General features: G+C 73.6%; 11 protein-coding genes and 1 pseudogene. 7 read left to right on the top strand and 5 right to left on the bottom strand.

Going from position 1 to position 13,969, the window contains the following annotated elements; all coding sequences use genetic code 11:
* Positions 1-446: 446 nt before the first annotated feature.
* Both AB0B01_RS19975 and rsmH read right to left on the bottom strand, forming a co-directional pair.
* Positions 447-860 (bottom strand): annotated as a pseudogene (locus AB0B01_RS19975) (hypothetical protein); the annotation flags it as partial.
* A complete protein-coding gene (gene rsmH / locus AB0B01_RS19980; RefSeq protein ID WP_361720442.1) occupies positions 857-1,816 on the bottom strand; it encodes a 16S rRNA (cytosine(1402)-N(4))-methyltransferase RsmH in 960 nt (319 codons plus the stop codon). The gene rsmH and the pseudogene AB0B01_RS19975, both read right to left, overlap by 4 nt.
* A 310-nt stretch (positions 1,817-2,126) precedes the next feature.
* Between rsmH and AB0B01_RS19985 the strand changes: the two genes are divergently transcribed.
* The 4 genes from AB0B01_RS19985 to AB0B01_RS20000 all read left to right on the top strand — a co-directional run bounded on the left by AB0B01_RS19985 (position 2,127) and on the right by AB0B01_RS20000 (position 7,610).
* The gene (locus tag AB0B01_RS19985; RefSeq protein WP_361720445.1) at positions 2,127-2,678 is read left to right on the top strand and encodes a carbonic anhydrase; all 552 of its coding nucleotides are present in this window, start codon (positions 2,127-2,129) and stop codon (positions 2,676-2,678) included.
* Between the two features lie 134 nt (positions 2,679-2,812).
* A complete protein-coding gene (locus AB0B01_RS19990) occupies positions 2,813-3,823 on the top strand; it encodes a MoxR family ATPase (RefSeq protein WP_356852670.1) in 1,011 nt (336 codons plus the stop codon).
* Positions 3,823-5,187 (top strand): DUF58 domain-containing protein, encoded by a 1,365-nt coding sequence (locus AB0B01_RS19995; RefSeq protein WP_361720449.1) that lies wholly within the window; start codon positions 3,823-3,825, stop codon positions 5,185-5,187. Before AB0B01_RS19990 ends, AB0B01_RS19995 begins: the two co-directional genes overlap by 1 nt.
* Complete coding sequence (locus AB0B01_RS20000; RefSeq protein WP_361720452.1) at positions 5,184-7,610, top strand: transglutaminaseTgpA domain-containing protein; 2,427 nt, start codon at positions 5,184-5,186, stop codon at positions 7,608-7,610. The genes AB0B01_RS19995 and AB0B01_RS20000 overlap by 4 nt, the downstream gene beginning before the upstream one ends.
* 347 nt (positions 7,611-7,957) lie before the next feature.
* Here AB0B01_RS20000 and AB0B01_RS20005 read toward each other — a convergent pair whose 3' ends face one another.
* Genes AB0B01_RS20005 through AB0B01_RS20015 form a run of 3 tightly spaced genes read right to left on the bottom strand, consistent with a single transcriptional unit; the run spans position 7,958 to position 11,580 of the window.
* Positions 7,958-8,584 (bottom strand): TetR/AcrR family transcriptional regulator, encoded by a 627-nt coding sequence (locus AB0B01_RS20005; protein ID WP_361720455.1) that lies wholly within the window; start codon positions 8,582-8,584, stop codon positions 7,958-7,960.
* 28 nt (positions 8,585-8,612) lie between these two features.
* Complete coding sequence (locus AB0B01_RS20010) at positions 8,613-10,703, bottom strand: YhgE/Pip domain-containing protein (RefSeq protein WP_361720458.1); 2,091 nt, start codon at positions 10,701-10,703, stop codon at positions 8,613-8,615.
* The gene (locus tag AB0B01_RS20015; RefSeq protein WP_361720461.1) at positions 10,675-11,580 is read right to left on the bottom strand and encodes an ATP-binding cassette domain-containing protein; all 906 of its coding nucleotides are present in this window, start codon (positions 11,578-11,580) and stop codon (positions 10,675-10,677) included. Before AB0B01_RS20015 ends, AB0B01_RS20010 begins: the two co-directional genes overlap by 29 nt.
* A gap of 204 nt (positions 11,581-11,784) precedes the next feature.
* On the opposite strand from AB0B01_RS20015, the gene AB0B01_RS20020 reads away from it, so the two are divergent.
* The 3 genes from AB0B01_RS20020 to AB0B01_RS20030 all read left to right on the top strand — a co-directional run bounded on the left by AB0B01_RS20020 (position 11,785) and on the right by AB0B01_RS20030 (position 13,828).
* A complete protein-coding gene (locus AB0B01_RS20020; protein ID WP_361720464.1) occupies positions 11,785-12,267 on the top strand; it encodes an SAV_6107 family HEPN domain-containing protein in 483 nt (160 codons plus the stop codon).
* A 73-nt stretch (positions 12,268-12,340) separates the two neighbouring features.
* On the top strand, positions 12,341-13,099 hold the full coding sequence (locus tag AB0B01_RS20025) for a methyltransferase (protein ID WP_361720467.1): 759 nt from the start codon (positions 12,341-12,343) through the stop codon (positions 13,097-13,099).
* Positions 13,100-13,426: 327 nt separating this feature from the next.
* The gene (locus tag AB0B01_RS20030; protein ID WP_356852685.1) at positions 13,427-13,828 is read left to right on the top strand and encodes a DUF3040 domain-containing protein; all 402 of its coding nucleotides are present in this window, start codon (positions 13,427-13,429) and stop codon (positions 13,826-13,828) included.
* Positions 13,829-13,969 lie beyond the last annotated feature (141 nt).

The raw sequence follows: 13,969 nt of genomic DNA on the forward strand, positions 1-13,969 counted from the left end.
ACCCGCGACCCGCACCCGCCGCCACACGCCCACGCGGCGGGCCGAGCCGCGCGGGGCCGAGCCGGACCGGGTCCGGCGGGGCCGGAGGTGTGCAGGCCGTGCCCGGCGGTCCGGGCGGTGCGGGGCGCCAGGTCGGCCGGGCACGCCGCGAGGCCGCGAGGCCGGGCCGGGCCGGGCCCGGAGGTGTGCGGGGTGCGCCCGGCGGGCGGGCGGCCGGCGTGGAGCGCCGTAGCAGCCCCGCCGGCGTGTGAAGCGTGGGGCCGGGTGGGGTGGGGGGCGCCGGCGGACGGGGGTCGGGGGTGGGAGAAGGGCTGCAGGCTGCAGGGCCCGGTGGGGCCGAATCCGGTGCAGCGTCCCGCAGGGGTCCGCGTCACGACGTCACCTTCCGGGGGTCGGGGCGGGCTGAGGGGCTCCGCCCGGCTGGGGTTGGCCGCCCTGGGCGGGGCCGGGGCCGGGGAGCCCGCCGGGCTCGGGACGGCCGCGGGGTTCGGCGCGGGCGTCCCCGGGGGCGAAGGCGCGGGCGGGGGCTCCGCGGGGGTGCCGGTGCCCGTGACCTTGCCGTCGGGGCCGATGAAGACCGGGCTGCCCCCGGGCACCAGGCCCAGTTCCTGCGCCCGCCGCTGCAGCGCGTCCGGCGCCGAGTAGCCGTCCACGTCCCGCTGGAGCGCCTGTTCCTCGTCCGTCAGGGCGGTGGTCTCCTTCTTCAGCCTGCTCAGCTGGAAGGAGCCCTCGTTGAGCGCCGAGTTCAGCAGCAGCAGGCTGATCAGCCCGCCGGCGAGCAGCGCCACCACCAGCAGGACGAACGGTGTCAGCGCCGCCTGCCCCGAGGGGCTCCGCAGCCGTCCCCCGGCTTTGCTCACAGTCGCGCCTCCCGAATGCGCTCGACCCCGCGGAAGCGGGCCGGTGCGGCCCGCCGGTTCTCGGCGATCTCCTCCTCCGTGGGCAGCTCCGCGCCCCGGGTGAGCAGCTTCAGCTTCGGCTGGTACTTCTCCGGCACCACCGGCAGCCCCGGCGGGGCCGTCGACGCCGCGCCCGCCGCGAAGACCTGCTTGACGAGGCGGTCCTCCAGCGAGTGGTAGGACAGCACGGCGATCCGCCCGCCCACCGCGATCCGGTCCACGGCCGCCGGAATTGCCCGCTCCAGGACCGACAGCTCGCCGTTGACCTCGATGCGCAGGGCCTGGAAGGTCCGCTTGGCGGGGTTTCCCCCGGTCCGCTTCGCCGCCTGCGGCAGGGCGTCGCGGATCAGCTCGACCAGCCGCGCGCTGTTCGAGAACGGCTCCTTCTCGCGCTCGCGCACGATCGCCGAGACGATCCGCTTGGCCTGCTTCTCCTCGCCGTACTGGCGCAGGATCCGTACGAGCTCGCCCGCCGGGTAGGTGTTGAGCACCTCGGCGGCGCTCATCCCCGTCGTCTGGTCCATCCGCATGTCCAGCGGCGCGTCCTGCGCGTACGCGAAGCCGCGGTCGGCCTCGTCCAGCTGCATGGAGGAGACGCCGAGGTCGAAGAGGATGCCCTGCACGGTGGGGATGCCGAGCCGGTCCAGTACGTCGGGCAGCTCGTCGTAGACGGCGTGGACGAGGGTGGCGCGGTCGCCGAAGGGCGCGAGGCGCTCCCCGGAGAGCCGCAGGGCCTCCTTGTCGCGGTCGAGGCCGATCAGGCGCGCCTGGGGAAACCGGGTCAGCAGGGCCTCGCTGTGGCCGCCGAGACCGAGGGTGCAGTCGACGACGACGGCCCCCGGCCCCTCCAGCGCCGGGGCCAACAGGTCCAGGCACCGCTGGAGCATCACCGGGACATGTCGGGACTCGCTAGTCAAAGCGCCCTCTCAGATAACGGCGCGGCAGGCATACGCCGCGCCGCGCACGCGGAGTGTTACCAGGGGCCGGGCGGCCGGTGAGGGCCGGGCTCCGGCCGGTTCGCGCCACTTTAGTGCAACGGTCGCCGTGATCAACGAACCACCCCGCGCGCCGTGCGCCCCACTCGTACGGAACCCCCGAAAGCCGCGAATCACCCGGACGGCCGCCCCCGTCCCACCCCTGTGGGTTAGCTCACAACAAGGACGGTTGACGTTCTTTGTCCACCCTCACTCCATGCCTTAACCAGCCGTGACCACTAACGTCGTATGCATGACGACTTCCGCATCCCTGCCCACCGAGTCCACCCCCCAGGCCTCCGGCGGCGGTTCCGTCACGGACCGGCTGGTGGCGGCGAACCGGAGGTACGCCGCCCAGTTCCAGGATCCCGGCATGGACGCCCGCCCCGTCCTGCACGTGGCCGTGGTGGCCTGTATGGACGCCCGCCTCGACCTGCACAAGGCCCTCGGCCTCGAACTCGGCGACTGCCACACCATCCGCAACGCCGGCGGCGTGGTCACCGACGACACCATCCGCTCCCTCACCATCAGCCAGCGCGCCCTGGGGACCCGGACGGTGATACTGATCCACCACACCGGCTGCGGCCTCGAAAGCCTGACCGAGGACTTTCGGCACGAGCTGGAGGACGAGGTCGGCCAGCGCCCCGCCTGGGCCGTCGAGGCCTTCCGCGACGTGGACCAGGACGTCCGCCAGTCCATGCAGCGGGTGCGGACGAACCCCTTCCTCCCCCACCGCGACGATGTGCGAGGCTTCGTCTTCGACGTGCACACCGGGCTCCTGCGGGAGATCGATCCCGCCTCGTGAGTGACACAGCGCCGTAACGCCGTCAAGAATGCGGGAAGACGCCGCCCGGAACCCTCCGGGCCGGCGTCCGTGTCGGGGTTGGGCCGGAGTACGCCAAGGGCGTCGGCCCTGCGGAAAGGGCCGAGGAGAACCAGGTGACGACGTATGACGACCGAGCGAGCCTCGCGGATCTGACGAGCACGGCCGAGCGGGTGCGCCGCTCGGTCGAGACCGTGATCGAGGGCAAGCCCGAGGTCGTACGCCTCGCGCTGACCGTGCTCCTCGCCGAGGGGCACCTGCTGATCGAGGACGTGCCCGGCGTCGGCAAGACCATGCTCGCCAAGACGCTCGCCAAGTCCATCGACTGCTCGGTCCAGCGCATCCAGTTCACACCGGACCTGCTGCCCTCCGACATCACCGGCGTCAGCATCTACGACCAGCAGCGCCGCGAGTTCGAGTTCAAGCCCGGCGCGATCTTCGCCCAGATCGTCATCGGCGACGAGATCAACCGCGCCTCGCCCAAGACCCAGTCCGCGCTGCTGGAGTCCATGGAAGAGCGCCAGGTCACCATCGACGGCACCACCTACGCGCTGCCGAGCCCCTTCATGGTGGTCGCCACCCAGAACCCCGTGGAGATGGAGGGCACCTACCCGCTCCCCGAGGCCCAGCGCGACCGCTTCATGGCCCGCGTCTCCGTCGGATACCCGAGCCCCGAGGCCGAGCTCCAGATGCTGGACGTCCACGGCGGGCTCTCCCCCCTCGACGACCTCCAGGCCGTCGCGCACGCCCACGACATCACCAAGCTGATAGAGGCCGTCCGCGAGGTGTACGTCGCCGAGCCGGTCCGCCGCTACGTCGTGGACCTGGTCTCCGCCACCCGCAGCCACCCCGACCTGCGCCTGGGCGCCTCGCCGCGCGCCACCCTGCACCTGCTGCGCGCCGTGAAGGCCTCGGCCGCCCTCTCCGGCCGCGAGTACGTCCTGCCCGACGACGTCCAGGCGCTGGCCGCCCCGGTCCTCGCGCACCGGCTGCTGCCCACCGCGCAGGCCCAGCTGAACCGGCGCAGCGCCGAGCAGGTCGTCCACGACATCCTCCAGCGCACCCCCGTCCCGGCCGCGCACGTCCGCGGCGAGATGCCGCCCGGCGCGGGCGTCCGGGGCTTCTGATGAGCGCCGGTGCCCCGCGCGGCGCCGGCGGCGGAAGCCAGGGCGGCGCCGGACTGCGCGCCTCGCTGTCCGGCCTGACCACCCGCGGCCGGTCCTTCCTGGCCGCCGGGGTCGCCGCCGCCCTGTGCGCGTACGTCCTCGGCCAGGGCGAGCTGCTCCGGGTCGGACTGCTGCTCGCCGCCCTGCCGCTGATCTGCGTCCTGGCCCTGCACCGCACCCGCCACCGGGTCACCGGCAGCCGCCGGCTGACCCCGATGCGGGTGGCGGCGGGCGCCGAGGCCCGGGTCCAGCTGCGCATGGACAACACCTCCCGGATGCCCACCGGTCTGCTGATGCTCCAGGACCGGGTGCCGTACGTCCTGGGCCCCCGGCCCCGCTTCGTGCTGGACCGGGTCGAGCCGGGCGGCCGGCGGGAGGTGTCCTACCGGGTCCGCTCCGACCTGCGCGGCCGCTATCCGCTGGGCCCGCTCCAGCTGCGGCTGACCGACCCGTTCGGGCTGGTGGAGCTGACCCGTTCGTTCAGCACGTACGACACCCTCACCGTCGTCCCCCGCACCGAGGCCCTGCCCGCGGTCCGGCTCACCGGCGAGACCTCCGGCTACGGCGACGGCAGCCGCCGCTCGCTGGCCCTGGCCGGCGACGACGACGTCATCCCGCGCACGTACCGGCGCGGCGACGACCTGCGCCGGGTGCACTGGCGCTCCACCGCCCGCTACGGCGAGCTGATGGTGCGCCGCGAGGAGCAGCCGCAGCGCAGCAAGGCCACCGTCCTGCTGGACACCCGCGGCACCGCCTTCGAGGGCGCCGGCCCGGACTCGGCCTTCGAGTGGGCCGTCTCGGGTGCCGCCTCCTGCGTGCTGCACCTGCTGGAGCAGGGCTTCTCGGTGCGGCTGCTGACGGACACCGGCAACGCGGTGCCGAGCGCGGGCGGCGGCGGCTTCTCCTCCGGCGGGCAGGAGTCCGCGGAGGCGGCCGGGCTGATGATGGACACCCTCGCCGTCGTCGGGCACTCCGAGGGCGCCGGGCTCTCCCGGGCGTACGACGCCGTGCGCTCGGGCGGCGGCGACGGCGGGTTCGGCTCGGGCGGCGGTGACGGGCTGCTCATCGCCTTCTTCGGGGAGCTGGACGACGTACAGACGGACATGGCGGCCAGGATGCGCCGCCTCAGCGGGGGCGCGGTGGCCTTCCTCCTGGACCCGGCGCTCTGGGCCGGACGACCCTCGCGGGTGGAGGAGCGGCTGCACCGGCTCCGCGACGCGGGCTGGACGGCGCTGGCGGCCCCGCCCGGGGTGGCCTTCGGGGAGCTGTGGCGGCAGGCCGGGAACGCTCCGCTCGGCACGGGACCTTCCGGAGGTCGGGGATGAGCGGGCGCGCTCGATTGACGCTGTTCGCGATGGTGGCGACCCTGCTCACCTCGTGGTCGCTGGTCGCGCTGGTGGACTCGGCGGGCTGGCTGCTCCAGGCGGCGCTGCTGCTGGCGGTGCAGAGCGGGGTGGGGGCGGCGGCCCGGCGGGTGCCGCTGGCGCGGCCGCTCATGGTGGCGGGCCAGGCCCTGGTGTCGCTGCTGGTGCTCGCGTTCCTCTTCGCGGGCAAGGGCGAGTCCACCGGGACCGGGCCGGTGGCCTATCTGGTGACGGACTTCGGGGCGCTGTTCCGGCGCGGCGTCCAGGACGTGGGCGAGTTCGCGATCCCGGCGCCGCTGACGGACGGCATCCGGCTGCTCCTGCTGTCCGGGGTGCTGCTGGTCGGCCTGCTGGTCGACCTGCTGGCGGTGACCGTGCGGACGGCTGCCGCGGCCGGGCTGCCGCTGCTCGCGCTGTACTCGGTGGCGGCGGGTCTCTCCGGCGGCGCCGGGGCCTCCTGGGTGTCCTTCCTGCTGGCGGGGAGCGGCTACCTGTTGCTGCTGCTCGCCGAGGGCCGGGACCGGCTGGCCCAGTGGGGCCGGGTCTTCGGCGGCGCCCCGGCGGGGCGGGTGTCGGCGGCCTCCGGCTACGGGGGCGGCGGCGCGGGCCCGGGCCAGGCGGTGTCCCCCGTGCGCACCGGACGGCGGATCGGCGCCGTGGCGCTGGGCATCGCCCTGGTGGTGCCCGCCGGGCTGCCCGCGCTCGGCGGCGGACTGCTCGGCGCGACCGGCGACTCCGCGGGCGGCGGCAGCGGTACGGGCGGCACGATCTCGGCGGTCAACCCGCTGGTCTCCCTCCAGGGCAGCCTCAACGCCCAGGACAACCGGGTGGTGCTCAAGTACCGCACGGACAGCCCCCAGCTCGGCGAGCAGTACCTGCGCATCCTCGCGCTGGACGAGTTCAACGGCGTCAAGTGGGAGGCGTCCGGCCGGACCCTGACGGACGTTCCGGAGCAGCTGCCGAGGCCGCCGGGGCTGAGCGACCAGGTTCGCAAGGACGCGGTCGAGGTCCGCACGAGCATCTCGGCGGCGGACACCTACGCCCAGCGCTACCTGCCGATGCCGTACCCCGCGACGGGCATCGACATCGCCGGGAAGTGGCGCTTCGAGCCGGCGGGGCGGACCCTGGTCGGCGACCAGCTGGGCAAGGACCGGTTCCAGAACGTCCAGGGCGCCATGTACACGGTACGGAGCCTGCTGCTCCAGCCGACGGCGGTGGAGCTCCAGGCGGCGCCGGAGGCGAACCCGGGGATCCGGGCCGAGTACACGAAGCTGCCGGGCAACCTGCCGGCGGTCGTCGGGGACACGGCCCGCCAGGTCACCAAGGGCGCCAAGGACGACTACACGCGCGCGGTGAAGCTGCAGGACTACTTCGCCGTGAACGGCGGCTTCCGCTACGACACGAAGGTCGCCTCGGGTACGGGTCCGGAGGCCATCGCCCGCTTCCTGGCGGACAAGGAGGGATTCTGCATCCACTTCGCGTTCTCCATGGCGGCGATGTCGCGCTCGCTGGGGATCCCGGCGCGGGTGGCGGTCGGGTTCACCCCGGGTGAGAAGCAGTCCGACGGCAGCGTGAACGTGTCGATGCGCGATGCGCACGCCTGGCCGGAGCTGTACTTCGAGGGCGTCGGCTGGACCCGGTTCGAGCCGACGCCCCGCCAGGGCATCACGGTGCCGGACTACTCCCGGCCCCGAACCCCGGCCGCCCAGCCCTCGGTGCCCGCGCCGCTGCCCACGCCGAGCGCGGCGCAGCCGTCGACGGCGCCGTCGAATGCCGACGCGTGTCCGCCCGAGCTGAAGAAGCTCGGCGAGTGCGGGGGTGCGGCGCCGCACCAGAACGCCGGCTCCGGGGGCGCCGGGCCCTCGCTCGGCTCCGTCCTGGCCTGGACGGCCGGGGCGCTGGCGGTCCTGGGGCTGCCGCTGCTGCCGCTGCTGTGGCGTACGCGGGTCCGGAACCGGCGGCTCGCTGCCGGTTCCGTGCTGCCGGCCTGGCGGGAGCTGGGCGACGCGGCCTGGGACGCGGGCATTCCGCCCGACGAGGCCCTGTCGCCGCGGCGGGCGGCGGGGCGGATGGTCGTGCTGGGATGGCTCGACCCGGAGGCGGCGCAGGCCGTGCACCGGGTTGCCGGTGCGGTCGAGCGGGCGCTGTACGCGCCGCCGGGCGCGGAGGTCGCGTACGAGGCTGTGGCCGCCGATGTCCTGCTGGCCCGTGCCGCGCTGCTGGCCGGGCTCGGCCGGGGCGCCCGCCTGCGGGCGCTGCTGCTGCCGCGCTCGGCGGTCAGGCTCCAGTGGGCGGCAGCGGCACGCTGGTCGTCCCTGACGGCCCGCACCGCGGCCCTCGCGACCCGCACCCGGGCCCGCGTCCCCGTCCGCCCGCGCGGCTAGCGGCGTTCGAGACTCGGGGCCGGCGGGCCGGCAGCGGTGTCGGGCCGACCGGGGCGCGAGCCGGTGTGCGGACGCACGGACGCGGCGAGGCTCGATCCCCCCGAGCCCCGCCGCGTCCGCGTCCTGCGTCACGGAGGAGGCCCCGGCCCGCACCGGCCGCCCCGTGTCGGCGGTCCGGACCGGGTCTCCTGTCCGTTGCTCCCAGTCTGACGTTCGCCCAGGTGGGAGCCATCCGCGCGCGTACTCATTTCCCCGGCTAGGTACGGGTACTCAGTCGGGCGGCTGCGGCGCCCCACCAGTTCTACGCCGCACACGCGGCCGAGGGCACCGCCGATCGGGTCACCGCCTCAGCAGTTCCCGCCGACCCGCCCCCGCAGCAGCAGCGACAGCGCCGAGTGCACGTCGTCCAGCGACCGCTCGCTCTGGAAGGACTGCCAGTCCAGCGCGGCCACCAGCACCATCCCCACCATGGCGGCGGCGGTCAGCTGCACGTCGATCTCCGCGCTCAGCTCCCCGCGCTCCACACCCTCCCGCAGCACCGTCTCCACGACGGCCACCGCCTCCTGCCGGACCACCATCAGCGTGGACTGCCAGGTCCGGTTGGTGCGCCACAGTTCGGCGACGTAGAGCTGGGTGAAGGCCGGGTACCGGTCGATGAAGACGAGGCCCGCCCGGATCATCGCGTCGAGTGCCTCGACCCGGCTGCCGCCCCGCTCCTCCGTCTCCTGCGCGGCGGCCCTCAGCGAGGCCGTGAGCAGGCCGACGCCGTGCCGCAGGAGCTCCTCGAAGAGCTCGTTCTTGCTCGCGAAGTTGTAGTAGACGGTGCCCTTCGCGACGCCCGCCCGCTCGGCGATCTCGTCGACCGTGGTCGCGGAGAACCCCTGTTCGGCGATGAGGGTGACGGCTGCTTCGTAGAGCTTCTGGCGGGTCGCCTGCCGACGGCCGCCGCCGGTACCGGTCCTGCTGCTGTCCATGGCGCTGATTCTCACAGGTCACGCGTCCTTACAGGCTCAGTTCCGGGTGCAGGCGGTCCATCGTCCACACCTGTTTGCCGCGTGCGGCGAGCGAGGTGAGGACGAGGGAGCCCACCGTGAACGCCGCCAGGACCGCGCAGCCCTGCCAGACCGGCGTGAGGTCCCCGCCGGTGATCAGGCGCCGCAGGCCGTCGACGATGTACGACATCGGCAGGTACGGGTGGATCCAGTTGAAGAAGTCCGGACTGGTCTGAACGGGGTACGTACCGCCCGCCGAGGTCAGCTGGAGCATCAGGACGGCGAGGACGAGGATCCGCCCGGCCGCGCCGAACTTGGCGTTCAGCCACTGGACGATCGCCGCGAAGCAGGCGGTGACCAGCAGCAGGAAGCCGATGGTGAGCGCCGGGTGCGCCATCTGGAGGCCGAGGCTCGGCGCCCAGTGCAGTACGGACATCAGCGCGGCCACCTGCGCCACCCCGAGGCCGGCCACGGGCAGCCAGCCCGCGAGGGCGATCCGCCACGGGGAGGCGCCCGCGGCCAGGGCCCGCTTGTTCAGCGGCGCGATCAGCATGTAGGCGACCATCGCGCCGACCCAGAGGGAGAGCGGGATGAAGTAGGGGGCGAAGCCGGTGCCGTAGTTGGGCGCCTTGTGCAGCGACTGGTTCGCGAGCTTCACCGGGTCGGCCATGACCTCGGTCCGGGTGCCGCGCTGCTGCTCGTCGTAGTCGGGGATCTTCTCGGCGCCGCTGTGCAGGCCGCCGGCCAGTTCTCCGGTGCCGTCGACGAGCTTGTACATGCCGCCGTCGAGGCGGTGCGCGCCGTCGCCGAGCTTGCCGACGCCCTCGACGAGCTTGCCGGAGCCGGAGGAGGCCGTACCGAGGCCGGTGTGCAGCTGGGCCACGCCGCTCGCCACCTTGTGGGCACCGGTGTTGAGGGCGTTGACCTTGGTGACGGCCGCGTCGAGGTCGGAGGACAGGCCGGGGGCCGCCTTGGCGAGGTCGCGGGCCTGCTTCTCCAGGTCGGTCAGCTGCCGGCGGAGCTTGCCGAGGTCGCCGTTCGCGTCCTTGACCAGGTTGTTGACGTCACCGGCCAGCAGGGCGCCCTCGGCGGCGTCGTCCTTGAGCTTCTTCAGCTGGGGGCAGGTCGCGGGCACCGGCTTGGCACCGGCGGTGCAGGTCTTCGCGTAGACCTCGGAGGCCTCGGTGGAGACCCGCTGGGTGACGGTGGCGGCGGCCGGGGCCTTCTTGGCGAAGGTCTCCAGGTGGTTGTTGACGACCTTGGCGGTGTCGGCGACCAGCACGGCGGTGTCGGCGACCTGCTTGGGGTCCTTGAGGAAGGGGCGGGCCTTGTCGGCGGCGCCGTTGACCTTGTCGGCGAGGGCCTGGGTGCCGTCGGCGACGTCCTTGGAACCGGTCTCCAGCTTGCCCGCCCCCGATTCGAGCTTCTTCAGCCCGCCGCTCAGCTCGCCGGTCTTCTCCTCGGCCGTGTCCAGACCGTCGGCCAGGTCCTTGGCGCCCTGCTGGGCCTTGCCGGCGCCGTCCTTCAGCTTGTCGGCGCCGTCGGCGGCCTCGGCCGTCTTGTCGTGCAGGTCGGAGAAGGAGACGAAGATCTTGTCGAGGAAGCCGCGGGAGGCGTTGGTCGACGCCGCCGCGCGCACCTCGGAGAAGACGGTGCGGGAGATCGAGCCGACGATGTAGTTGTTGGCGTCGTTGGTGCGGACCTGGAGGGCGCTGGTGGCGGGGTCCGCGCCGGAGCTGGAGGCGATCTTCGCGCTGAAGTCGGCGGGCATGGTCAGGGACAGGTAGTACGTCCCGTGCTCCAGGCCCTCGGCCGCCTCCTGGGCGCTCACGTCGTGCCACTCGAAGGTCTTGCTGGCGTGCAGCTTCTTGGTGATCTCACCGCCGGCGTCGATCCGCTTGCCTTCGACGGTGGCGCCCTGGTCGGCGTTGACGAGGGCGACGGGCACCTTGTCGAGGCGGCTGTACGGGTCCCAGAAGGAGCACAGGTACAGCGCGCCGTAGAGCAGCGGCAGGAGCAGCAGCGCGACGAGAGCGGCGGCGGGCAGCTTCCCCCGCCCGAACCGCTTCAGCTCAAGCGCGGCGAGCTTCGGCGAGCGCATCGTCCGTCCCCTTCGTGTCGTCGGTGTTGCCGGTGGTGTCGGTGTCTTCGGTGGTGTCGGTGTTTTGGGTGGTGTCGGTGTCTTCGGAGCCGCCGGCCTCTTCGTCGGATGCGCCGCCGGTGGCTTCGGTGCCTTCGCCGCCTTGGGCTGCCCGTCCGGCTTCGGAGCGGGCTCCGGCTTCCGCTGCGCCCGTGCGCAGGACCGTCACGTCGTCAGGGGCCTTGCTGCAGACGGCGAGGACGGTGGTGCCGGCCGCCGCGATCGAGCGGAGCAGCTCCCAGACTTCGGCGCGCTCGGCCTCGGTGAGCTTGAGGTCGAGGTCGTCCAGGGCGAGCAGGCGGGGTGAGCCCAGCAGGGCGATGGCCACGGACAGCCGGAGGGATTCCAGCCGCTCCAGGTCGCGTACGGAGGTGCGCGGGCCCTTGGGCAGGGTGGCGAGGTCCAGTCCGGCGGCGGCCAGGGCGGCGTCGATCCGGGCCGTGGAGCCGGCGCGGCGCTCGCCGCGCGGGCGCAGCAGGGCGCGGACGGGTCCCTCGTAGCGGCGCTGGAGCAGCGCGCCCTCGCGCAGCTGCTCGGCGACGGTCAGGGCCTGGTCGAGGTCGTTGACCCCGGTGACCGGTCCGAGTGCGGCGATGCGGCGGACCGCAGTCATCCGCTGGGGCAGGCGGTGGCCGGCTACCTCGGCGTGGCCCTCGGTGGGCTTCATGCGGCCGGTCAGGGCGAGGAGCAGGCAGGTCCGGCCGCTGCCGGAGGCGCCTTCGACCGCGACGAGCGAGCCGGGCGCCGCGTCGAGGCCCACCCCTCGGAACACCCAGCCGCGCGGGCCCTTGAGTCCGAAGTTCTCGGCTTTGACGGCCGCGCCGTGCGGGCTGTCCACACCCTCCCCCTTCTTTTGAACTGACTGGTCAGTTCAAAAACTAGCACCTTCTGCCGCACCGCGTGTACCCAGCAAGCAAGTTGATGCCCGAGAAGCGGCAAAAGTGCAGGTCAGCGGGATTGTCAGTGGGGCGCGTCACGATGGGGGCACGCACAGGAGCAGAAGCAGAGCCACCGCACCGCACGCAACGACAGGAGGTTCGTCATGGCCACACCGTCCCCGTCCCCTGTCCACCCCGTCCCGCGCAGGTCGTCGGCGCCGCCGGCCGCGCTCGACCTGCTCGCCAAGGCCCGCAGCGGCCTGGCCGAGGCCGACCGGCTGCCCCGGCCCAACGAGCGGTACGCCACCGCCCACCTCGCCGCACTGCGCGTCGCCGCGGCCGTGCTCGCCGCGCGCGGGCGGCCGGAGCCGGTGAAGGGGCGGCGCAGGCCGCGGATCCGCAGTGCGTGGGAGGTACTGCCGGAGATAGCGCCGGAGCTGACGGAGTGGAGCGCGCTGTTCGCCTCCGGAGCCGCCCGCCGGGCCCGGGCAGAGGCGGGCATACCGGACGCGGCGACCGCCCGGGACGCGGACGACCTGGTGCGCGCCGTCGCCATGTTCCTGCGGCTGGTGGAGCGGATGCTCGCCCTCCAGCCGGTGGCGCAGACCCTGCCGCCGCCCCGTCCGGAGCGTCCGGACGCGGGATGAGCTGCACGACTCCCGAAGGCAATAGGGTGGGGGACGCAGAGCCAACCCCTTCCGCGCCGAGGAGCCATCAGCCGTGTCGGACACTTCCCGCCCCCGTGCCTCCCTCCGCACCGCCGTGGTGTGGGAGGTCCTCAAGGAGGCGCTCGACCGCCGGGTGAAGGCGACCGGGCGGGACGTGCTGGACGTGCTCGACACCGGCGGCGGCACCGGCAAGTTCGCCGTGCCGGTGGCCCACCTGGGCCACCGGGTCACCGTGGTCGACCCCAGTCCGAACGCGCTGTTCGGACTGGAGCGCCGGGTCGCCGAGGCCGGCGTCGCCGACCTCGTCCGCGGCGTACAGGGCGACGCCCAGGGACTGCTGGACGTCGTCGAGCGGGACGCGTACGACGTGGTGCTCTGCCACGGCGTACTGGAGTACGTGGACGACCCGGCCGAAGGCGTGGCCAACGCGGTGGCGGCGCTGCGCCCCGGCGGCACGCTGAGCCTGCTCGGTGCGGGCCTCGGCGGGGCGGTGCTCGCCCGCGCCCTGGCCGGACACTTCACCGAGGCCCGCACGGCCCTCAACGACCCGGCCGGCCGCTGGGGCGCGGGCGACCCCGTACCGCGCCGCTTCACCGCCGAGCAGCTCGCCGGCCTGGTCGCCGGAGCCGGCCTGGAGGTCGGGGCGGTGCACGGCGTCCGGGTCTTCGCCGACCTCGTGCCCGGAGTCCTGGTCGACACCGAGCCGGGCGCGGTCGAGGCCCTGCTGCGACTGGAGGAGGCCGCGGCCGAGCTGCCCGCCTTCCACGCGGTCGCCACGCAGCTGCACGTCCTCGGCGAGAAGCGCGCCTGAGTTCCGCTCGACTCCCCGCGGGGGCCCCGCCTGAACTGCGGGGCTTCCGCCGAGGGAGTAACAGCGGACCCCTCCGGACCGGCCGTCGGCCCCGTATGATCGGGACCAGTGATCGGCATGGGGAACGGGCCAATGGGGAATAAGCGCCTCAGCGACCGCCCCCCGGGCGGTACGGTTTTCGCGCAGTGCTTTCCAAGCAGTGCTTATACAGGCGATGCTTTTCAGAACCTGGCGTAAGGGGCGGGTGTCATGGGGGCGATTCCCCGCCTATCCTGAAGGGGACCCCTGGTCGCTACCCCCCGCGACCGACGGATGAGGAGGACTCCCGTGCCGCTCTCGGAGCACGAGCAGCGAATGCTCGAGCAGATGGAGCGAGCGCTGTACGCCGAAGATCCCAAGTTCGCGACAGCGCTTGAGGGAAGCGGACTGCGTACGTACACCCGGCGACGGGTCTACCAGGCAGTCGCAGGCATTGTGGTGGGTATCGCGCTCCTCATGACCGGTGTGATCATCCCGAACGTACTCTGGGTCAGCGTGGTGGGCTTCCTCGTCATGCTGGGATGTACGGTCCTCGTGGTCACCGGCTGGCGCAAGGCACCCAAGCCTGGCGAGCACCCCGTCTCCGGCAGTGCAGGCGGTGCGGCCCACGGCCGCAACCGGCAGCGTCGGTCGATGATGACCCGGATCGAGGAGCGGTGGCAGCGCCGCCGCGACGAGCAGGGGCACTAGCTCCACGCAGACACGGGTGAGGGGACGGCCGCCGCAGGGCGGGCGGGCCCCCCCCCGTAGGCGGGCGCATACGTTCGCCCGCGTAACGCCCCCCCCGGTGGCGCGGGGGGTTAAAGCGACAATAATAACCCGTGAGTTTGG

Origin of the sequence: Streptomyces sp. NPDC044571 (assembly GCF_040647115.1) — a bacterium.
Classification (GTDB): domain Bacteria; phylum Actinomycetota; class Actinomycetes; order Streptomycetales; family Streptomycetaceae; genus Streptomyces.